17 protein-coding genes, 1 tRNA gene and 1 pseudogene are annotated in these 20,851 nt (G+C 65.1%); 14 read left to right on the top strand and 5 right to left on the bottom strand.

What is annotated here, in order from left to right:
- Positions 1 to 100 precede the first annotated feature (100 nt).
- The 3 genes from AAHE99_RS17160 to dgoD form a co-directional block, all read right to left on the bottom strand.
- Positions 101 to 976: a 2-dehydro-3-deoxygalactonokinase gene (locus AAHE99_RS17160; RefSeq protein ID WP_342118571.1), complete on the bottom strand. Its 876-nt coding sequence runs from the start codon at positions 974 to 976 to the stop codon at positions 101 to 103.
- Positions 977 to 1,033: 57 nt separating this feature from the next.
- On the bottom strand, positions 1,034 to 1,978 hold the full coding sequence (locus AAHE99_RS17155) for a LysR substrate-binding domain-containing protein (protein WP_342118570.1): 945 nt from the start codon (positions 1,976 to 1,978) through the stop codon (positions 1,034 to 1,036).
- A gap of 76 nt (positions 1,979 to 2,054) precedes the next feature.
- The gene (dgoD, locus tag AAHE99_RS17150) at positions 2,055 to 3,203 is read right to left on the bottom strand and encodes a galactonate dehydratase (RefSeq protein ID WP_342118569.1); all 1,149 of its coding nucleotides are present in this window, start codon (positions 3,201 to 3,203) and stop codon (positions 2,055 to 2,057) included.
- Between the two features lie 35 nt (positions 3,204 to 3,238).
- Here dgoD and AAHE99_RS17145 point away from each other — a divergent pair.
- Positions 3,239 to 4,093, top strand: a pseudogene (locus tag AAHE99_RS17145) (SMP-30/gluconolactonase/LRE family protein); the annotation flags it as partial.
- Positions 4,094 to 4,213: 120 nt separating this feature from the next.
- Entirely contained in the window at positions 4,214 to 5,134 is a 921-nt protein-coding gene (locus AAHE99_RS17140; RefSeq protein ID WP_342118572.1) for a Gfo/Idh/MocA family protein, read from the top strand.
- On the opposite strand, the gene AAHE99_RS17135 is transcribed toward AAHE99_RS17140, so the two are convergent.
- A complete protein-coding gene (locus AAHE99_RS17135) occupies positions 5,135 to 5,395 on the bottom strand; it encodes a hypothetical protein (RefSeq protein ID WP_342118568.1) in 261 nt (86 codons plus the stop codon).
- Between the two features lie 101 nt (positions 5,396 to 5,496).
- A tRNA-Arg gene (locus tag AAHE99_RS17130) sits at positions 5,497 to 5,571 on the bottom strand.
- A 79-nt stretch (positions 5,572 to 5,650) separates the two neighbouring features.
- Here AAHE99_RS17130 and AAHE99_RS17125 point away from each other — a divergent pair.
- The 12 genes from AAHE99_RS17125 (at position 5,651) to AAHE99_RS17070 (ending at position 20,713) form a co-directional block, all read left to right on the top strand.
- Complete coding sequence (locus AAHE99_RS17125; protein WP_342118567.1) at positions 5,651 to 7,561, top strand: ATP-binding cassette domain-containing protein; 1,911 nt, start codon at positions 5,651 to 5,653, stop codon at positions 7,559 to 7,561.
- A gap of 60 nt (positions 7,562 to 7,621) precedes the next feature.
- Entirely contained in the window at positions 7,622 to 10,090 is a 2,469-nt protein-coding gene (locus AAHE99_RS17120) for a family 20 glycosylhydrolase (RefSeq protein WP_342118566.1), read from the top strand.
- Positions 10,091 to 10,229: 139 nt separating this feature from the next.
- Positions 10,230 to 10,931, top strand: coding sequence for a CAAX prenyl protease-related protein (locus AAHE99_RS17115; protein WP_342118565.1), 702 nt, complete (start codon positions 10,230 to 10,232; stop codon positions 10,929 to 10,931).
- Between the two features lie 8 nt (positions 10,932 to 10,939).
- Complete coding sequence (gene epsL, locus AAHE99_RS17110; RefSeq protein ID WP_342118564.1) at positions 10,940 to 12,127, top strand: XrtB/PEP-CTERM-associated polysaccharide biosynthesis outer membrane protein EpsL; 1,188 nt, start codon at positions 10,940 to 10,942, stop codon at positions 12,125 to 12,127.
- Positions 12,128 to 12,141: 14 nt separating this feature from the next.
- Positions 12,142 to 13,524 carry an undecaprenyl-phosphate glucose phosphotransferase gene (locus tag AAHE99_RS17105; RefSeq protein ID WP_342118563.1) on the top strand — a complete coding sequence of 461 codons (1,383 nt, stop codon included), beginning with the start codon at positions 12,142 to 12,144 and terminating at the stop codon, positions 13,522 to 13,524.
- Positions 13,525 to 13,584: 60 nt separating this feature from the next.
- Positions 13,585 to 14,466, top strand: coding sequence for an EpsD family peptidyl-prolyl cis-trans isomerase (locus AAHE99_RS17100; protein ID WP_342118562.1), 882 nt, complete (start codon positions 13,585 to 13,587; stop codon positions 14,464 to 14,466).
- Positions 14,467 to 14,487: 21 nt separating this feature from the next.
- Positions 14,488 to 15,279 (top strand): polysaccharide export protein EpsE, encoded by a 792-nt coding sequence (gene epsE, locus AAHE99_RS17095; protein ID WP_342118561.1) that lies wholly within the window; start codon positions 14,488 to 14,490, stop codon positions 15,277 to 15,279.
- A 9-nt stretch (positions 15,280 to 15,288) separates the two neighbouring features.
- On the top strand, positions 15,289 to 16,695 hold the full coding sequence (gene epsF, locus AAHE99_RS17090; RefSeq protein WP_342118560.1) for a chain length determinant protein EpsF: 1,407 nt from the start codon (positions 15,289 to 15,291) through the stop codon (positions 16,693 to 16,695).
- Between the two features lie 20 nt (positions 16,696 to 16,715).
- On the top strand, positions 16,716 to 17,588 hold the full coding sequence (gene epsG, locus AAHE99_RS17085; RefSeq protein WP_342118559.1) for a chain length determinant protein tyrosine kinase EpsG: 873 nt from the start codon (positions 16,716 to 16,718) through the stop codon (positions 17,586 to 17,588).
- 1 nt (position 17,589) lies between these two features.
- The gene (xrtB, locus tag AAHE99_RS17080; RefSeq protein ID WP_342118558.1) at positions 17,590 to 18,480 is read left to right on the top strand and encodes an exosortase B; all 891 of its coding nucleotides are present in this window, start codon (positions 17,590 to 17,592) and stop codon (positions 18,478 to 18,480) included.
- Positions 18,477 to 19,175 carry an exosortase-associated protein EpsI, B-type gene (gene epsI, locus AAHE99_RS17075; protein WP_342118557.1) on the top strand — a complete coding sequence of 233 codons (699 nt, stop codon included), beginning with the start codon at positions 18,477 to 18,479 and terminating at the stop codon, positions 19,173 to 19,175. The genes xrtB and epsI overlap by 4 nt, the downstream gene beginning before the upstream one ends.
- The gene (locus AAHE99_RS17070) at positions 19,175 to 20,713 is read left to right on the top strand and encodes a hypothetical protein (protein WP_342118556.1); all 1,539 of its coding nucleotides are present in this window, start codon (positions 19,175 to 19,177) and stop codon (positions 20,711 to 20,713) included. The genes epsI and AAHE99_RS17070 overlap by 1 nt, the downstream gene beginning before the upstream one ends.
- Positions 20,714 to 20,851 lie beyond the last annotated feature (138 nt).

The raw sequence follows: 20,851 nt of genomic DNA, 5'->3' as shown, positions 1-20,851 counted from the left end.
CCCCCCTGGCCCCCCCCCCCCCGGGGCGGGGGGCCGGGGGACAGGCCGCGCAGGATGGCGACCAGGGGCAATTCAAACTGGTTTGGATTCATGTGGGCTTTCAATCGAAAAAACGCGCCAGTGCGGCGCAGTAAACGCGGTCCGGGTCGAGCCCGTCCAGCTGCAGGCCGAACTGCGCTGCGGCGGTGGCATACAGCTGCTGCAGGGCCGGCGAAGCGATGGAGATGATGGTGTCCGACGCATCCTGCGCCGCCACGAATTCGGTGCCGATCAGCAGGCCGCTCAGGAAGGAACGCGCATCCGCCGCCGGCATGGCGCCCGCCACCACGCGCGCGCGCACGCGGAACAGGGCGTTGCTGAGCGGGGCGCGCCGGCGTGCCGCTTGCATGCCTTCTGCGAAGGCGGCCTCGCTTTCGGGCCCGCCCATCAGCGGCGCCAGCGTGCCGTGGGCGCCCAGCGTGGCATACAGCTCGCCGGTCATGAAGGTGCGGATCTGCTGGATCACGCCATCGCGCAACAGCACCCATTTGCTATGGGTGCCTGGCAGTACGACCCAGCCATCGGCGTGGCCGAGCGCCAGCGCACCAAGCAGCTGCGTCTCTTCGCCGCGCATCACGTCGATATCTTCGCCGCGCTGGCAGTAGCCGGGCACAATGAAACGGTCGGGCGCCACGCGCAGCAGGTGCTGCGGCAATTTGCGCAGCGGCACGGAGGCGTCGAGATATGGGACCTCGTGCCAGCCTTGCGCACTGCCCACCATGCCGGAGGCGATTACCGGCGTATCTGAGGGCAGCCCCATGGCCGCCAGCAGGTCCTCGATGGACTGGGCGAAATGGGGACGCACGGCCAACATGCCCTGGTCGTCCGAGTGGCGCAGCGTGCAGGCGCCGTTCGCGTCGATTAAATAGGCCCGGCGGTTACTGGTGCCCCAGTCGATGCCGAGAATTTGCTTGGGAGTGTAGGCGGAGGTATTCATGGGAACATGCTACGCCAGCGCCCAGGGCCCCGCTATGGGAGTTTTTGCGAATCGCTATCAGTTTTTGGCATAGCGGGCCAGCTCCCGCAGCGTGTCCAGCATCGATTCGGCGCCGGGCGAGAGCTTGTGGTTGCGGCGCGTGATGAAGCCGTAGACGTCCATCCGCAGGTGCAGGTCGATCGGCAGCACGGCCAGCAGGCCGCTGTCCAGGAAAGGCTGCACCAGCTTGATGGCCATCGGCGCCACCATGTCGCTGCCCATCAGCAGCTGGGTGACGACCGGCAGCGCCATGGTGGAGATGGTTTCCGCCGGCTGCTCAAGCGCTTGCGACATGAACAGGGCGACCAGCCGTTCGCGCACCACGCTGCCCTCCGGCGGCAGGATCCAGGTCTGGCGCGCCAGTTCGGCCAGCGTGATCTCGCCGCGCGCGAGCAGGGGGTGGCCATTGCGCACCACCAGGCAGTGCGGTTCGTCGGTGATCGGTTCGAAATTGAGTTCGGCAGCGATCGATGCATCGGTCACGCGCCCGATCACGATATCCAGGTCGCCCGCGCGCAAGCGCTCCAGCAACTGGCGGCTGCTGTCGACATCGATCGATACGTGCAGCTGCGCATGGCGTTCCTTGAGCAGGGTGACGGCGGGCGGCACCAGGGTAGCTGCCGGCGTCAGGATAGCGCCGATCGCCACCCGGCCGCGCAGGCCGGACTGCAGTTCAACCACTTCCTGGTGGGCGGCATCCATTTCGGCCAGTGCGGCGCCGGCGCGGCGGATCAGGGTCTGGCCATAGGAGGTTGGCACCACGCCGCGCGGCAGGCGCTCGAACAGGGTGACGCCGAGCGCATGTTCCAGTTCGCCCAGCAGCTTGGAGGCGGCGGGCTGCGTCAGGTTGGCCGCCTGGGCGGCATGCATGATCGAGCCATGGCGGCCCAATTCCACCAGCAGCACCAGGTGCTTGGTCTTCAGGTAGGAGCGTACGAAGCGTTGTGAGCGTGGGTCGGACATCTGCGTTCTGACGGCGAGGACTTGCCCATCATAGTTGAGCAGTACCCGTCCGTCAAACGCCATGCAGTCCCCTCGCTTACCACTCGGCGATGCTGCCGTCCGCGTGGCGCCAGACCGGGTTGCGCCAGTCCGGCGCATTGCGGCTTGCTTCGATCACGCGCTCCTCGTCGACCTCCACGCCCAGGCCCGGCTTGGGCAGCGGCTGGATATAGCCGTCGGTGAGCTTGAAGTCTTCCTTGTTCTTCACGTAATCCAGCACCTCGCCGCCCTGGTTGTAGTGGATGCCCATGCTTTGCTCCTGCAGCACGGCATTGTGCGAAACGAAGTCCACCTGCAGGCAGGAGGCCAGCGCCACCGGGCCAAGCGGGCAGTGCGGGGCCAGGGCGATGTCGTAGGCTTCCGCCATGGCGGCGATCTTCACGCATTCGGTGATGCCGCCGGCATGCGACAGGTCCGGCTGCACGATGGACAGGCCGCCTTCCTGGAACACGCGCTTGAACTCGAAGCGCGAGTACATGCGCTCGCCCGCCGCCAGCGGGATCGAGGTGTGGTCGGCCAGCGCGCGGTAGTACTCGTATTGCTCGGCCAGTACCGGCTCCTCCACGAACAGCGGGCGATGCGGCTCCAGCTCGCGCAGCAGGACCTTGGCCATCGGCGCGGCCACGCGGCCGTGGAAGTCCAGGCCGAACTCAATGCTGTCGCCGAAGGCGCTGCGGATTTCGGCGACGCGCTGCACCGCCTCATCCACCTTGCGGGAACTGTCGATGATGCCCAGTTCTTCGGTGCCGTTCATCTTGAAGGTGTCGAAGCCGGCTTCGCGCAGGCGGCGGATGCCTTCGATCACGTCGGCCGGGCGGTCGCCGCCTACCCAGCTGTAGGTCTTCATCTTGTCGCGCACCAGGCCGCCCAGCAGCTGGTACACCGGCTGGCCCAGCACCTTGCCCTTGATGTCCCACAGGGCCTGGTCGATGCCGGCGATCGCGCTCATCAGGATGGCGCCGCCGCGATAGAAGCCGGCGCGGTACATCATCTGCCACAGGTCGTTGATGCGGGCCGGGTCCTGGCCCACCAGGTATTGCGAGTATTCGTGCACCGCTGCTTCGACGGTGCGCGCCTTGCCTTCGATGACAGGTTCGCCCCAGCCGACAACGCCTTCGTCGGTCTCGATTTTCAGGAGCATCCAGCGTGGCGGGATGCGGTAGGTGGTGAGTTTTGTGATCTTCATGCTGCCAGTGTAGCGGGGCGCCTGGCGCGCCAAGCATGAATAATCGCTTGCAAGCTATATCAAAGCGATATGCCGGCATGCAGTTCCCCCCGCGCGCCGCTAGAATGGGAAACATAAGGACAGGAGGAGATATGCAGTTACTGGTAGATGGGCGTAATACGCTGGGCGAATGCGTGCTGTGGTGCGAACGTACCGGGCGCGTGCTGTGGACCGATATCCAGCGCTCGGCGCTGTATGCCCATACTCCGGCCAGCGGGGAGACCCACAGCTGGCCCATGCCGGAGCGCCTGTGCTGCTTTGCGCTGACCGATGATGACCAGCGCTTGCTGGTCGGCCTGGCATCCGGCCTGGCGTTCTTCGATTTCGCCAGCGGCGAGCTGACCCGCATTTGCGAGGTCGAGGCCGACCAGCCGGGCACCCGCCTGAACGACGGCCGCTGCGACCGGCAGGGCCGCTTTGTGTTCGGCATGTTCAATGAGGCGAGCAATCCGAAAGCTCCCATCGGCGGCTTCTATCGTTTGAATGCCGACCTGACGCTGGAGCGCCTGCCGCTGCCGCCGGCGGCCATCGCCAACAGTATTTGCTTCAGCCCCGATGGCGGCACCATGTATTTCACCGATTCGCAGGATGGTGCGATCCGCTGCTGCGATTACGATCCATTGACCGGCGCGCAGGGCGAGCCACGCGTGTTCGTCGCCGCCGATGTGGTGCCGGGCGAGCCGGACGGCGCTGCCATCGACGCGCAGGGATGCCTGTGGAGTGCGCGCTGGGGCGCCAGCCAGGTGGTGCGCTTCACGCCGGATGGCAAGGTTGACCGCGCCGTGCCGCTGGCCGCGCCGCAACCGAGCTGCGTGGCGTTCGGCGGGGCGCAGCTGGATACGCTGTACGCCACCACCGCGCGCAAGGACATGGACGACACGCAGCTGGCAGCCGCACCGCACTCGGGCGGTTTGTTCCAGCAGCCGCTGGACGTGCAGGGCTTGCCGGAGTCGCGCTTCCGCGCGGCCACGCTGAAGATTGGCCTGGTTGGCCTGGGCAAGATCGCGGTCGACCAGCACATCCCGGCCATCCGCAACAATCCCCGGCTAGAGCTGGTGGCTGGCTGCTCGCCGCGCAGTGAAGTGGAAGGGCTGGACGTCTACCGCAGCCTGGACGAAATGCTGCAGGCGCATCCAGAGATCGAGGCCGTAGCCATCTGCACGCCGCCGCAGGTGCGGCAAGCCATTGCGGAAGCGGCCATCGCCGCCGGCCGCCACGTCTTCCTCGAAAAGCCGCCTGCCGCCACGCTGGGCGAAGGCGAAGCGCTGCAGGCGCTGGCCGAGGCGCGCGGCGTGACAGTGCTGGCCGGCTGGCACTCGCGCTTCGCACCGGGCGTTGAACCGGCGCGGGCATGGATGGCGTCGCGCAGCATCGAATCGATCCGCATCGAATGGCGCGAGAATGTGCGCCAGTGGCATCCCGGCCAGCGCTGGATTTTCGAACCGGGCGGCATGGGCGTGTTCGATCCAGGCATCAACGCGCTGTCGATCGTGACCCGCTTGCTGGGCGGCGGTGTGGTGGTGCAGGGCGCCGAACTGCGTGTGCCCTCCAACTGCAACGAACCAATCCAGGCCGACCTGCGCATGAAAGGCGGGCACGGCACGCCGATCGAGGCGCATTTCGACTTCCTGCAGGAAGGCGTGCAGACCTGGAGCATCTATGTTGCAGCCGCCGGTGGAGAAACGCTGGCGCTGCACATGGGCGGCAAGGTGATGGAGGTGAATGGCAAAGTCGTGCTGGACGAGCCGGAGCGCGAATATCCGCGCATGTACGAGCACTTCGCCCGCCTGATCGCCGCGCACCGGTCGGACCTCGACATGTCCCCCTTGCGCGCAGTCGCCGACGCCCGCCTGGTCGGCAAACACGTCTCCGTCGAGCCGTTCGTGGAGTAATCAGTAGAGGCCGCCAATGCGGCCCAAAATACCCAGGATCGCGGTGAAGCCGGTTAGCATGATGCCGAGGAGCCAGCGAAAATTGATACTCATCTCCTTGCGTATCTCCGCGAACTGGCGCTCAGCCCAAGCATGCTCGTCTGAAAATCTGCGATCCATCGTATGGCGCAGGTCTTCGGTGATCCGAGAGTTCTTTTCGACTAAAACCTTTAGTGTGTCCACCTCTTGCTCCACCTTTACAAGACGAATTTCGGTATCCATAGGGCCTCCGCAGCAAAGTTCTTTCTACTTTGCCGCGACTGGCGCGTGTGGATATTGAGGTAGGACAGGGGAGGCGGGGAAAAGTTCCCGGAAGGTGCTGTTGGTCCCCCCGACTGGAATCGAACCAGTATCCCACGCTTAGGAGGCATGTGCACTATCCATTGTGCTACGGGGAGGACGCAAAGCGAGCGCAATTATAGCTGACGGGCTGGCAACAGGTAAAATGCGCCTTTTCCCGTCAAGATCCACAACCCCATGGCTGTCATTTCCTTAACTTCTGCACAACTCGCCTTCGGTCACCACGCCCTGCTGGACCACGCTGAATTTTCCCTGGAGACCGGGGAGCGTGTCGGCCTGATTGGCCGCAACGGCACCGGCAAGTCGTCCCTGCTGAAAATCATCGCCGGCATGCAGAAGCTGGATGACGGCCTGCTGGTCATGCAGCAGGGCCTGAAAATCGTCTACGTCGAGCAGGAGCCGCAATTCGAGGCCGGCCAGACCGTGCACGATGCGGTGGCCTCCGGTCTGGGCGAGCTGCCCTTGCTGCTGAAGGAATACGACGAACTGACCGGCCAGTTCGGCCAGGGCAACGACGATGCGCTGATGGAGCGCATGCACGATATCCAGCTCAAGCTGGACGCGGGCGATGCCTGGAACCTGAAAAACAAGGTGGAAACCGTGCTGGGCCGCTTGAACCTGGATGGCTCGGTACTGGTCGAAACCCTGTCCGGCGGCACCAAGAAGCGTGCAGCGCTGGCGCGCGCCCTGGTGGGCGCACCCGATGTGCTGCTGCTGGACGAGCCGACCAACCACCTGGACTTCAATTCCATCAAATGGCTGGAAGCGCTGCTGCGTGATTTCAAGGGCAGCATCCTGTTCATTACCCACGACCGTTCCTTCCTGGATAACGTGGCGACCCGCATCATCGAACTGGATCGCGGCAACCTGATGTCCTATCCCGGCAACTTCACCACCTACCAGGTGCGCAAGGCGGAACAACTGGCGATCGAGGAAATCGAAAACGCCAAGTTCGACAAGGTACTGGCGGCGGAAGAAGTGTGGATCCGCAAGGGCGTGCAAGCGCGCCGTACCCGCGACGAGGGCCGCGTGCGCCGCCTGGAACGCCTGCGTGAGCAGCGCGCAGCGCGCCGCGAGCAGCAAGGCCAGGTGCGGCTCGAAGTCGGTACCGGCGAACGTTCGGGCAAGATCGTGGCGGAGCTCGAGAATGTCAACAAGGCCTACGGCGCCAAAGTCATCGTCAAGGACTTCAGCTCGATCATCCTGCGCGGCGACAAGATCGGCCTGATCGGCGCCAACGGCGCCGGCAAGACCACGCTGCTGAAACTGATCCTGGGTGAAGAGCAGCCCGATAGCGGCACCATCAAGCAGGGCACCAAGCTGCAAGTGGCGTACTTCGACCAGATGCGTGCGCAGCTGAACGACAACGCCACCCTGGCCGACACCATTGCACCGGGTAGCGACTGGGTCGAAATCAATGGCCAGCGCAAGCATGTGATGAGCTACCTGGGCGACTTCCTGTTCGAACCGCAGCGTGCGCGTTCGCTGGTGAGCTCGCTGTCCGGTGGCGAACGCAACCGCCTGCTGCTGGCGCGCCTGTTCGCCAAGCCAGCCAACGTGCTGGTGCTGGACGAACCGACCAACGACCTGGACATCGATACGCTCGAGTTGCTGGAAGAGCTGCTGGAAGACTATGCAGGCACCGTCTTCCTCGTCAGCCACGACCGCATGTTCCTGGACAATGTGGTGACCCAGGTGGTGGTGGCCGAAGGGCAGGGCCAGTGGAAGGAATACGTGGGCGGCTACAGCGACTGGGAGCGCGTGCGGGACGCCGCGCCGGCGGTCGCGGCTGCTGCCGCCAAGAAGGCCGACGTCAAAGCTGCTGCCCCAGCGCCGGCCGCCGCTGCCGCGCCAGCCAAGCAGAAAAAGCTGAGCTACAAGGAGCAGCGCGAACTGGAAGAGTTGCCGCAGCTGATCGCCAAGCTGGAAGACGAGCAGACCGCGCTGAACCTGACGCTGTCCGATCCTGACTTCTACAAGAAGACTCCGGCCGAAGCCAAGCGCCTGAACGATCGCGTGGCGCAGATTGAAGAGGAATTGCTGGCCGCGCTGGAGCGCTGGGAAGCAATTGAATCGCGAAACTCTTGACGTAGAGTCAACAATTTGAGACTTTACCGCTCTGACGCATTCTGGCGGAGGATGAGCGGTATGGTTTTCAAAAAAGTGGTGGCCGGTGCGGCCATGTGGACGCTGGCGTCTGCGGCCCTGGCGGCATTCGATGTCAATCAATTGCAGCTGCGCTGGGAGCTGGTGCGCAATGAGGCGCAGCCCCAGGGCCGCGACCGTTCGCTGGCGCGGCTGACCCTGGTCAATCGCGGCCAGGAACAACTGCCGGCGGCTGGCTGGGCGCTGTATTTCACCAGCATGGAAGTGCCGCAGGCAGCGCCGCTGGCCAATGGCCTGGTGCTGGAACAGGCCAGTGCCCACCTGTACCGTCTGCGTCCGGCGGCGTCCTTTGCGGGACTGGCGCCAGGCGCCAGTGTGGCTGCCGACTACCATTACACCGTCGCGCTGAACAAGCTGGGCCTCGCGCCCGGCAGTCCGTATATGGTGCTGGACGGCGAGCCCTCTGCCGGCAAGGCGCTTGCCGACTACCGGCCATCCTGGACTGCCACCGCTGCCGCCAGTCCGCAGACCAGCGCCGAATCGCTGTTCTCGCGCAATGCCGCGACCATCGACCTCGCGCCAGACCAGCTGTCGCCAGTCTTTCCCACCCCGCAGCATCTGACCCGCAGCGCGGGCGTGCTGCGCATGGCTGCCATGCCGGATATCGCCGCCGCGCCGGGGCTGAAGCGCGAAGCCGGGCAGGCGCGCGCACTGCTGGCGCCCTACCTGGGTGCGCCGGATCGCCGCCAGCGCCTGACCCTCGCCATCGGCAAGGTGGCGGGCATGGCATCACCGGAAGCGTATTCCCTGGTGGTCGATCCGAAACGCGGCATCGCGCTGACCGGCAACTCGGCCGCGGGCGTCTACCGCGGCCTGCAATCCTTGCGCGACTTGCTGCCCGCTGTGCCGGCGGCCGGGCGCACGCTGGAGCTGCCCGCCCTGCGCATTGTTGACGCGCCGCGCTTTGCCTATCGCGGCGTCATGCTCGACGTGGCGCGCAATTTCCAGTCGAAGGAAAACGTGAAGCGCCTGCTGGACCTGATGGCGCGCTATAAGCTCAACAAGTTCCACTTCCATCTCACCGATGACGAAGGCTGGCGCCTGGACATTGCCGGCCTGCCCGAGCTGACCGGTTACGGCGCGCGGCGCGGCCATACGCTCACCATGGCCGAGCATTTGCCGCCGGTGTACGGTTCCGGCCCCGCGCTGGACGACCCGTACGGCAGCGGCTTCTACAGCCGCGCCGACTATATTGAGATCCTGCGTTACGCGCAGGCGCGCCACATCGAGGTGATCCCCGAGATTGAAATGCCGGGCCATGCGCGCGCCGCCGTGTACGCGATGGAGCAGCGCTTCCGCCGCCTGTCGGGCAGTGACCCGGCGGCTGCGGCCCGCTACCGCTTGCGCGATCCGGGCGACCAGTCGCAGTACTTCTCGGCGCAGAGTTTCAGCGATAACGTGATGGACCCCGGCCTCGCCTCCACCTACGCATTCGTCGGACACGTGGTGCGCGAGGTGGCGGCAATGCACCGCGAAGCCGGCGCGCCGCTGGCAACCCTGCACGTGGGCGGCGACGAATTGCCTGCCGGCGCCTGGGAGAAGTCGCCCGCCAGCATCGCCATGATGCGCGCGCTCGGCGTGAATTCGACTGGCGCCTTGTGGGACCACTTCTACCAGCGCGTCGCCGGCATGCTGCGCCAGCAAGGGCTGCGCGTGGCGGGATGGGAGGAGCTGGGCGCGCATTCCGTCCTGCAAGACGGCAAGCGCCGCCAGGTTCCCAATCCGGCATTCAGCCGCAGCGGCTTCCAGGTCTACGCCTGGAACAATGTCGGCGACGCGGCGGACCTGGCCTATCGCCTGGCCAATGCCGGCTACCAGACCGTGCTGGCGCCGGCCACCACGCTGTACTTCGATATGGCCTACAACGCCGATGCCGATGAACCGGGCATGACCTGGGCAGCCATGCCGGAGCTGGAGCAAGTGTTTGATTTCAATCCGCTTGCCGCGCCGGCCGGCGGCGAACGCCTGAGCCAGGCGGGGCGCCAGCGTATCCTGGGCCTGGAGGGCGTGCTGTTTACTGAATTGGTGCGCGGGACCAGGCGCCTCGATTACATGCTGGTACCGCGCATGCTGGCGCTGGCCGAACGCGCCTGGGCGGCGGAACCGGCCTGGGTAAACGAGCGCGAAGCAGCGTGGGCGGTGGAGCTGCGCAAGGCGGGCTGGTCGCACTTTGCCAACCAGCTCGGCAAGCGCGTACTGCCGCGCCTGGATGCGGAAGGCCTGGCGGTCGACTATCGTATCGCACCGCCCGGCCTGCGCGTCGAGCAGGGACGGGTCATCGCCAACCACCAGCTGCCCGGCTTTGCCTTGCATTACACCACCGACGGCAGCGCACCGCACGCAGGCAGTGCGCGCGTCAACGGTCCGATCTCCGCGCGCGGCACGGTGCGTGTCGCGGCAGTGGCGGCGAACGGCCGGGCAGGGGCGTCGTCGCAAGTTGTATTACCTTGAATAAGGCTTGATGTAACTCAATCCATTCCTTGCTCTTTCTCACTTTCGTGCGCTTGCGCACGATTGCCCGCTGTAATATCTGGCAACCTTAATGACGAGGCACTTTCTTGCCTCGTCATAACAAACAAGGAGCCAGACTGTGACGAACCAGCAGCCACCAGCCCTTACGCTGCCTGTAGGCAGCAACGCTGCCGCCTTGCCGCGTGTCTTGCCTTTCGCCACGTTTATCGCCTTTATCATCGTGGCCGATGTGGCCCAGCGGCTGGGCGCGCATCCGCAGCTGCTGCGCTGGTTATATCCCATCAAGATACTTCTGGTTGCGGCAATGCTGTTCGCCTGGCGCAAGCACTACGAGGAATTGCGCGCCATGCCCGCGCGCCGCGACCTGCTCCTGGCGGCCGGCGTTGGCGCCGCGGTATTTGCGCTGTGGATCGTGCTGGACGCGGAATGGATGCAGGCTGGCACGCCGACCGGCTTTGATGCCGTCGGCCAGGATGCCCGCATCGATTGGCTCCTGGTGCTGGTGCGTGCCGCCGGGGCGGCATTGCTGGTGCCGCCGATGGAAGAACTGTTCTGGCGCTCCTTCCTGCTGCGCTGGCTGCACGAACGCGATTTCCTGTCGCTGCGCCCAGCCCGTGCCGGCTGGCGCGCGGCAACTGTTTCTGTTGTTCTGTTCGGTGTCGAACATAACCTGTGGCTGGCCGGCATCGTCGCCGGCATCGCCTACACCTTGCTGTACATGCGCAGCGAAACGCTGTGGACTCCCATTCTGGGGCATGCGGTGACCAATGGCCTGCTGGCCGCATGGGTCATTGCAACGGGTAGCTGGACCTATTGGTGAAAATAAAAATGCGTAAACTGCCAACTCCGCTGGCGCTGGCTGCCGCCCTGGCTTGCTGTCCTGCCCAGGCCGACATCAGCGATACCATCAAGCCCTTCATCACGGTGGGCTCGACTTACGACAACAACCTGCTGCGCCTGCCGGATAACACTCCGCCCGGCGTGCAGCGCTCCGACCGCGCCACGCAGGCGCAGGCCGGCTTCCTGCTGGAGCGCCCGATCGGGCGGCAAAGGCTGACGGGCCACGCCAAGCTGTCGCGCGTGACTTTCGACCACTATAGCCAGCTCGATTACAACGGCAAGGACTTTAGCCTGGACTGGGCCTGGGTGCTGGGCAACCAGTTCGACGGCAATATCGGCGGCAGCTACCAGCAGGTCCTGACGCCTTTCAATGATTATCACGTCGAGCAGCGCAACCTGCGTACCCAGCGCCATATGTATGCCAACGGCGGCTGGCGCATCCATCCCAGCTGGCGCGTGCGCGCCGGCTTCCAGCGTGACCGCTTCGACTACGAGCTGGGCGTGCAGGCCCTGAACAACCGCAAGGAAGACCTCAGCGAAGCCGGCATCGACTACCTGGCCGCCAGCGGCAGCCGGGTCGGCCTGGTGGCACGCAAGATCAAGGGCAGCTTCCTGAACCCGCTGCGTATCGGTACCACCTTCCTCGACCAGAACTACGACCAGGACGAGCTGAAAGCCAATATCAACTGGCTGTACAGCGACATCACCCAGCTGCAAGTGCTGGCGGGCTATGCGCGCCGCAAGCACGCCACCTTCACCGAGCGCGATACCAGCGGCTTGAATGGCCGCGTCACGCTGAAGTGGAACCCGCGCGTCAAACTGCGCTTCAAGGCCGATGCCTGGCGTGAATTCGCAGCGGTGGAAAGCGTGGTGGTCAACCAGAGCATCAACAAGGGCGCCAGCCTGAACGCCAGCTGGGATATCTCGGCCAAGCTGCAGGCCAATGCCGGCGTGCGCCGCGAGAAGCGCAATTTCGAAAAGATGCCCTATGTCACCTTCGACGGCGACCACAACGACACGGTGCGCAGCACCAATGTCGGCCTGGTCTACCAGCCCACGCGCAAGGTCCAGCTCAGCGCCACCGCCTTCAAGGACCGCCGCACCGGCACCCCGCTGATCGGTACCGGCAACTACCGCGCCAAGGGCGTGTCACTGATGGCGACGGTGCAATTCTGAAATGAGGAGCAACGATGACGGTAAACGATATTCCCCTGGTCTCCTTCTTCCAGCGTGTGCTCGATCCGCTGATCATCATGGGGACGCTGTACGCCACGTCGATGGTGTACGGGGAGCCGTTTACCGGCTATTCGCTGGTGCTGATGGTGCTGGCCTTCTTCATTTCCTCCGCCGTCTATGAGCACGTCGACCCTTACCGCACCTGGCGCAGCGGCCGCATCGGGGCCTATGCGCGCGATATCTTCATGGGCTGGATCGTCACCGCCCTGATCCTGGTCTTCCTCGGCACGGTCAGCGGCCTGGCCTACCACTATGACGAAACGGTGGTGCTGAGCTGGTTCCTGGCCACGCCGTTCGCCTTGCTCACCAGCCACATTGCCGCGCGCCATGTCGGCACCGACCCCGCCAAGGAAAGCGAAGTGCGCTCCATCGTGATCGTGGGCGCCAACGAGGTCGGCACCAAATTCGCACGCACGGTGGAACGCATGCCCAACCTGTTCCTCAGCGTGCGCGGCTTCTTCGATGACCGCACGGCCGAGCGCCGCAAGCCGGACCTCGACCATCCGGTGCTGGGCGACATGGGCTCCGTCGCCGGCTTCGTGCGCGACCACCACATCAAGATGATCTTCATCAGCCAGCCGATCTCGGCCCAGCCGCGCATCCGCAAGCTGCTCGATGAACTGCAGGACACCACGGCCTCGGTCTATTTCCTGCCCGATATTTACGTCTTCGACCTGATGCAGGCGCGCTTTGACAGCGTGGGCGGCATGCCGGTGGTGGCGATTACCGAAACACCGTTTGTCGGCTTCGACGGCATCGTCAAGCGCGCCAGCGATGTGATCCTGGGCAGCGCCATCCTGCTGATGATGGCGCCGGTCATGCTGGCGATTGCGCTGGCTGTGATGATCAGCTCGCCGGGCCCGGTGATCTTCCGCCAGCGCCGCTATGGCCTGTATGGCGAGGAAATCATCGTCTACAAATTCCGCTCCATGCGCGTGACCGAGGATGGCCCGGAGGTGCGCCAGGCCACGGCGCGCGATCCGCGCATCACGCGCATCGGCGCTTTCCTGCGCCGCACCTCGCTGGATGAACTGCCCCAGTTCATCAACGTGCTGCAAGGAACGATGAGCATTGTCGGACCGCGGCCGCACGCCGTGGCCCACAACGAACAATACCGGAAGCTGATCAAAGGCTATATGTTGCGCCACAAAGTCAAGCCGGGCATTACCGGCTGGGCCCAGGTCAACGGCCTGCGCGGTGAAACGGAAACCCTGGAAAAGATGGAGGCGCGTATCCGCTACGACTTGGACTACCTGCGCCACTGGTCCTTGTGGCTGGACCTGTGGATTATCTTGCGCACGGTAAAGGTCGTGCTGAACCGGCAAAACGCGTATTGAGTCAATCGTGCGCGCCAGCCGCCCTATTAGAATGAGTTGCAACAGTCGAGGGAGGATATCTTGAAGAACATCAACCCGAAGCGGGCTTGTGCAGGACTGCTGGTCGTGTTGGTTTCTGCCTGCGGCAACAAGGCGGAAGTCAAACCAGGCCAGGCATTAGCCAGCGTCAACGGTGAAGAAATCACCGTGCTGCAATTGAACGATGAATTGTCGCGAGCCAATTCATCAGCCACACAGCAAGAGGCGGTCCGCAAGCAAGTGCTGGAGTCGCTGATTGACCGCCAGCTCCTGATCGCCGAAGCGGCCAAGGAGAAGGTGGACCGCGACCCGCGCGTGGTGCAAGCGATGGAAAGGTCGCGCGCACTGATCCTGGCGCAAGCCTATATGCAAAAACGCATCGGCACGCCGGCCAAGCCGACGACTGAAGAGGTCGAGGCTTACTTCAGCCAGAACCCGCAATTCTTCTCACAGCGCAAGCATTTCGAGATGCGCGAAATTATCCTGCCGACCCGTGACGTGACGGATGAACTGAAAGCCGTGATGGACAAGACCCGTTCGCTGGACGAGGTCGCCGCCTGGCTCGATGCGCACAAGGTCCGGTACCAGCGGGCGCAATTGAACCGCAGCGGCTCGGAGCTGCCGCCGGAACTGTCGGCCAAGCTGATGGCCCTGTCCAAAGGCCAGCTGTTCATCGTGCGCGAAGGCGAGCGCAGCATGCTGGTGACCATCGCCGACATCCGTCCTGCGCCGGTGGAGCTGGACGCGGCGCGGCCGCAGATCGAGCAATTCCTGATGGCGAAGAAGGGTAAGGAGGCGGCGGAGCAGGAGGTCAAGCGCCTGCGCGCCAGCGCCAAGATTGCCTATATGAACCAGCCGGCGCCGGTGGCGGCCGCCGGCGCTCCGGCCCCCGGCACCGAACGCGGCGTCGCCGGCCTGAAATAACTCACGATGCGAGGAGCGATCATGAAACGAGTACTGATGTGGATGATGGGCCTGATGCTGGCATTGGGTGCGGGCGCCAGCCAGGCGGCGGATATCACGCTGGGGCCGGGCGATGTGATCAAGGCTTCCGTGTTCGGCAATCCGGACATGGGGATCGAAACCCGGGTCAGCGAATCGGGCAAGATCACTTTCCCTTTGCTGGGCGAGGTGAAGGTCAGCGGCCTGACGGTGCAGCAGGCGGAAAAGCTGGTCGGCGAACAACTGGTGAAGAAGGGCTACCTTAAAACAGCCCAGGTCAACATCATCATTTCGCAAATCCAGAGCGCCCAGGTGTCGGTGCTGGGCATGGTCAACCGGCCCGGGCGCTATCCGCTGGACGGCGGCAAGCGCGGCGTGATGGACATGCTGGCCCAGGCCGGCGGCTTCAACGCCGAAGGCGGCGACACGGTCAGCGTGGTGCGTACGCGCGACGGCAAGACCACCAAGACCGTGATCGACGTGGTCGACATGGTGCGCATGGGCGCGCTCGACAAGGAAATCGAGCTGGCGCCGAACGACGTGATCTATGCCGAGCGCTCGCCGCGCTTCTACATCTACGGCGAAGTGCAGCGCCCGGGCTCGTTCCGGCTGGAGCGCGCCATGACGGTCAGCCAGGCGCTGGCCGTGGGCGGCGGCCTGACGCCGCGCGGCACCGAACGCGGCATCAAGATCAAGCGCCGCAACGGCGATGGGCAATACCATGTGGTCGCCGCCAAGAACGATGAGCTGGTGCAGGTCGACGACGTCATCCTCATCAAAGAGAGCTGGTTCTAAGGAGGCCTTATGAATTTCGCCCAGTTTCTCCTGATCCTTCAGGCGCGCAAGAAGCTCGTGCTGCTGACTTTGCTGGTCACGGTCGCCGCCACGCTCGTCGTCAGCCTGCTGCTGCCCAAGACCTATGAGGCCAGCAGCTCACTGGTGATGAATTACAAGGGTGTCGATCCGCTGACCGGCATGGCCTTGCCGGGCCAGCTGATGCCCGGCTATATGGCGACCCAGATCGACATCATCAGCAGCAAGAACGTGGCGCTGCGTGTGGTGGACCAGCTGAAACTGGCTGACAGCCCGGCCGTGATGGCACAGTTCAACGAGTCGACCGGCGGCAAGGGTTCGGTGCGCGACTGGCTGGCCGAGCTGCTGCAGAAAAAGCTCGATATCGTGCCGGCGCGCGAAAGCTCGGTGCTGAACGTGACCTTCAAGGCGTCCGACCCGCAGTTCGCGGCGGCGGTGGCGAATGCCTTCGCCGAGGAATACCAGAAGATCAACGTCCAGCTCAAGGTCGAGCCGATGAAGAAGGCCACCAGCTACTTCAACGCCCAGCTCAAGCTGTTGCGCGACAACCTGGAAGTGGCCCAGTCCAAGCTCTCCAAGTACCAGCAGGAGCACGGCATCGTCAGCGTGGACAACCGGCTCGACGTGGAATCGATGCGCCTGAACGACCTGTCGGCCCAGCTGGTGCAGGCCCAGGCGCAGTCGATGGAAGCCAATTCGCGCCAGTCGGTGGCGCGCGGCATGGGCGGCGCCTCGCCCGACGTGACGGCCAGCCCGGTGGTGCAGAACTTGCGCATCAACCTGGCGCAGCAGGAATCCAAGCTGGCCGAGCTGGGGCAGCGCCTGGGCCGCAACCATCCGCTGTACCAGAGCGCCTCGGCCGAGGTGGCGCGCCTGCGGGCCGGCCTGAACGAGCAGGCCGCGCTGGTCACGTCTTCGGTCAGCAATAACGCCAGCGTGTTCGCCCAGCGCGAAGCGGCGCTGCGCAGCGCCCTGGCCGAGCAGAAGGCCAAGGTGCTGCAGCTGAACCGCCAGCGCGACGAGATGAATGTGCTGAACAAGGACATGGAGAGCGCCCAGCGCGCCTTCGACCAGGCCGCGCAGCGCGTCTCGCAGACCCGCATCGAGGGCGGCAGCGACCAGTCCGACGTGTCGGTGCTGAATCCCGCCGTGCCGCCGATCGAACCGTCCGGCCCGCGCGTGGTGCTGAACACCGTGCTGTCGCTGCTGCTGGGCAGCATGCTGGGCATCGGCATCGCCATGCTGGCGGAGATGTTCGACCGCCGCGTGCGTTCGGCCGCCGACCTGGCCGACGTGGCGCAGATCCCGGTGCTGGCCACGATTGACTGGAACCCACCGCGGCCGCGCCGATTCGGCCTGCCGCGCCTGCAGGCGCCGCGACAGCTGCGCCTGGGCTGAAGCTGAAAATGGAGAAGCCCATGAACAGTCCATTGCATTTCAATCCCGCCTCGCCGCTGGGCGCCGGCGATGCCACCATCGGCGCCTTGCTGCAGGAAGCGGGCAAGCTGACGCCGGAAAATACCGATACCGTGCTGCGCATGCAGGAGGAAACCGGGGTGCGCTTTGGCGAAGCGGCCCAGGCGCTGGGCATGGTCAGCGCGGCTGACGTGCAGCAGGCGCTGGCGCGCCAGTTCGACTACCCCTACATCCCGGGCGGCGAGAAGCAGTTTTCGGCGCGCCTGGTGGCGGCCTATGATCCGTTCAGCCGCCAGGTGGAAATGCTGCGCGCCGTGCGCGGCCAGCTGATGCTGCGCTGGTTCGCGCGCGGCCACAAGTCGCTGGCCATCGTCGGCGTCGAACCGGGTTGCGGCACCAGCCTGTTTGCGGCCAACCTGGCCGTGGTGTTTTCCCAGCTCGGGCAGAATACCTTGCTGGTGGACGCCAACCTGCGCCAGCCGTCGCAGCGTGCGATCTTCAACCTGCAGGGCAAGGCCGGCTTGTCGGACATGCTGGCCGGCCGCGCCACCATGGCGGCGGTGACGCGCATCGACGCCTTCGAGTCGCTGGCGGTGCTGGGCGCCGGCACGCTGCCGCCCAATCCGGCCGAGCTGCTGGCGCGCAAAGCCTTTACCGGCCTCAACGCCCAGCTGGAGGCGCTGCACGACATCGTTCTGTACGACACCTCGGACGTGCTGACCGCGCACGACGCGCTGCCCGTCATGGCGCGCGCGCATGGCGTGCTGCTGGTGGTGCACAAGAACGCCACCTCGCTGTACGACGTGGCCGCCCTGGGCGAGCAGGTACGCCACGCGGGCGCCGAGGTGGTCGGTTCGGTCCTGCTGGAGTTCTGAGGTGGATCCGGGGCTCGCCATCCGTCCGCCGGGAGATCCGGAATTGCGCGGCGCGCTGCGGGCCGCGCTGCCCGACTGGCTGCCCGTGGTGCTGGGCATGGCGGTGCTGTACGTGCCGACCTTCCACGCCCTGTTCACCGGCCTGTGGACCACCGAGGAGCAGGCGCACGGCCCCATCATCCTGCTGCTGTCGCTGTGGCTGATGTACCGCCAGTGGCCGGCCATGCTGGTGCGCGCCGACGGCCAGCCGCAGGCGCTGGGCTGGCCGCTGCTGGCGCTGGGGCTGCTGGCCTACATCCTGGGGCGCTCGCAGGGCATCATCGCGTTCGAGATCGCCTCCTTCATCCTGCTGCTGGCGGCCGTGCTGATGCTCAAGTGCGGGCGCGGTGCGCTGCGCGTGCAATGGTTCGCCTTCTTCTTCATGGCCTTCATGGTGCCGCTGCCGGGCCCCTTGGTCGGCATGCTGACCATGCCGATGAAGATGGCCGTGTCGTGGGCCACCGAACTGCTGCTGTTCGCCGCCGGCTACCCGATCGCGCGCAGCGGCGTGATCCTGCAGATCGGGCAATACCAGCTGCTGGTGGCCGATGCCTGCGCCGGCCTGCAAACCCTGCTGACGCTGGAGGCGCTGGGCCTGTTCTACCTGAACGTGGTGCGGCATTCCTCGGCCTTCCGCAATGTGGCGCTGGCCTTGCTGATCATCCCGATTTCGTTCACCGCCAATGTGATCCGCGTGATCACGCTGTCGCTGGTGACCTACTACCTGGGCGATGCGGCGGGGCAGGGCTTCCTGCACGGCTTTGCCGGGATGGTGCTGTTCATTACGGCGCTGCTGCTGATTATCGGCGTGGACGCTTTCCTGCAATGGTTCGTGAAATGGCGGAATTCATGAAGAAGTCGATGAAGGTCAGCCTGCTGCTGGCCGCGCTGATGCTGTCGTCCGCCGCCATGACGCGGGCGCTGACGCCCACCGCGCGCATGGCCGATACGCAGGGCCGCTTCCGGCTGGAGCAGCTGGTGCCGCGCAGTTTCGGCGATTGGCAGGTCGATACGCGCGTGATGCCGCTGCAGGCCGATCCCGCCACCCAGGCCAAGCTGGACAAGATCTACAACCAGACGCTGGGCCGCACCTATGTCAACCGCAGCGGCGACCACATCATGCTGTCGATCGCCTATGGCGGCGACCAGGGCGACAATATGGGCGTGCACAAGCCGGAGGTGTGCTACACGGCGCAGGGCTTCACCGTGCGCGACGGCGCGCAGGGCAGCCTGGATACCGGCTTCGGCCCGCTGCCGGTGAAGCGCCTGTTCGCCACCGCCGGCGCGCGCAAGGAGCCGATCACATACTGGATCACCATCGGCCGCAAGGCCACCATGCCGGGCATGGAGCAGCGCCTGCAGGAGCTGCGCTACGGGCTGACCGGGGTGGTGCCGGACGGGATGCTGGTGCGCGTGTCCAGCATCGGCAGCGATGCCGGCGCGGCCTACGCCTTGCAGCAGGAATTCGTGCGGGCCCTGCTGCAGGCGCTCGATGAGCCGGCACGGACGCGCCTGGTCGGCGTGTTCGAAGGCGGGGGAGGGACGTGATGCGCTTGCCGCTGTTGCGCCGCCCAGCCGCCGCCACTGCCGGCGCCGATGCTGCCGTGCGCCCGCGGGTTGGACGGCCGCAGGGTTTGCCCTTGCTGTTGCTGCTGCCCTTCATGCTGCTGGCGATCTTCGTCGGCATGGTGGGCGGGCTCGATTCGCCGGCCCTGGTGGCGCTGGTGGGCAGCGCCGTGCTGTCGGTACTGCTGCTGTTCGTGTTGCCGCTGCATGGCATGTTCTGGTGCCTGTTCATCCTGACCTTCCTGCTGCAGGGATCGGCCGTCTATTTCCTCAAGCTGCGCCCGGCCGTGTGGCTGGCGTTCGGCCTGGCCATCCTGCTGTTCTGCCGCGCCTTGCTGGACCTGGTGGTGCACCGCCAGCGCGCGGCCAGGATGCGTGGCGGCGATGGCTCGAGCGTGGCGCTGGCGGCCGGCCTGTTCGTGGTTGTCTTCGCCATCAGCCTGGTGTTCAACCGCGTGCCGAAGTCGCAGATCGTGACCTCCGCCAAAGCGCTGCTACCGATGTTCTCGGTGCTGTTCGCGCTGTACTGGTTCCGCTGGAAGCCGGCGCACCTGGAAAATACCTGGCGCATGATGTTCTGGGTCGTGCTGATCCAGCTGCCGGTGGTGCTGTACCAGCACTTTTTCGTGGCCAGCGCCACCACTTTCGATTCCATTGTCGGCACCTTCGGCGGCATGCCGGGGTGGGGCGGCAACAGCGCCATGCTGGTGCTGTTTACCGTGCTGGCGATGGGCTATGCCGCCGCGCGCTGGCAGGCCGGCCAGATGTCGGGCCGCGCCATGTCCGGCCTGATGCTGGTCGGCCTGGCCATCATCCTGCTGGGCGAGGTGAAAGCGGCCTTTATCTGGCTGCCGCTGGTGCTGGCCTGGGTCCTGCGGCGCAGGATACTGCGCAGCGTGGGCGCCTTCATTGGCTTCGGCGTCCTGCTGCTGGCCTTTGTCGGCACCACCTATACCGTGTATGAAACCCTGTACTGGGGCAAGCGCGTGCAGTCGGCGCAGGACGTCGCGGAAAAGCTGGACCGCGGCGGCGGCTACTTCTTCGACGCCAGCTATACCAACTACCGCACCGGTGAAATCAGCCGCGCCGCCTCGCTGGCGCTGTGGGCGCGCGATCCGCTGGCCACCGTGCCGCGCCGGCTGGTCGGCTATGGGCCGGGCGCCAGCAAGGCCTCCGGGCTGCTGGGCACCGGCCAGGTGGCCAAGCGCTATATGCCCCTGCACCTGGACGCGACCGCGCTGGCGGTGCTGTTGTGGGATGTCGGTGTATTGGGCGCTCTGGTTTACGCGTCCATGCTACTGTTTTCCCTACATGCGGCGTGGCGTTATGTGCGCCGCAGACAAGGTACGCCCGCGCAGCGCGCGCTGGCCGATACCTGTATAGCTGCGATGCTGCTATTCCTGATGATGCTGGTCTATAACCGCTCGCTCATGGACGAGCCGACTGCCCAACTGATGCTGATGATGTGCATGGGCACGGTGGTCCAATTGTGCCGTTTCGGCACAGAGCCGAGTTCGTGAACTGTGTCAATTCTTCGCGACACTGTTACAAAATTTTATGCCGCGCGGAAACGAATTTGTTAAATGCGTGATGTAGACTTTCTTCGTTGTACCCAATTAATGCTTGTCTAAGTTATTGATTGGCAAACGAAATTGTCT

It is taken from the genome of Pseudoduganella sp. OTU4001 (assembly GCF_038440195.1).
In the GTDB taxonomy this organism is placed as follows: Bacteria; Pseudomonadota; Gammaproteobacteria; order Burkholderiales; family Burkholderiaceae_D; genus Rugamonas.
Note: the sequence above shows the minus strand (reverse complement) of the source record. Positions and strands in the feature narration are given on the sequence as shown.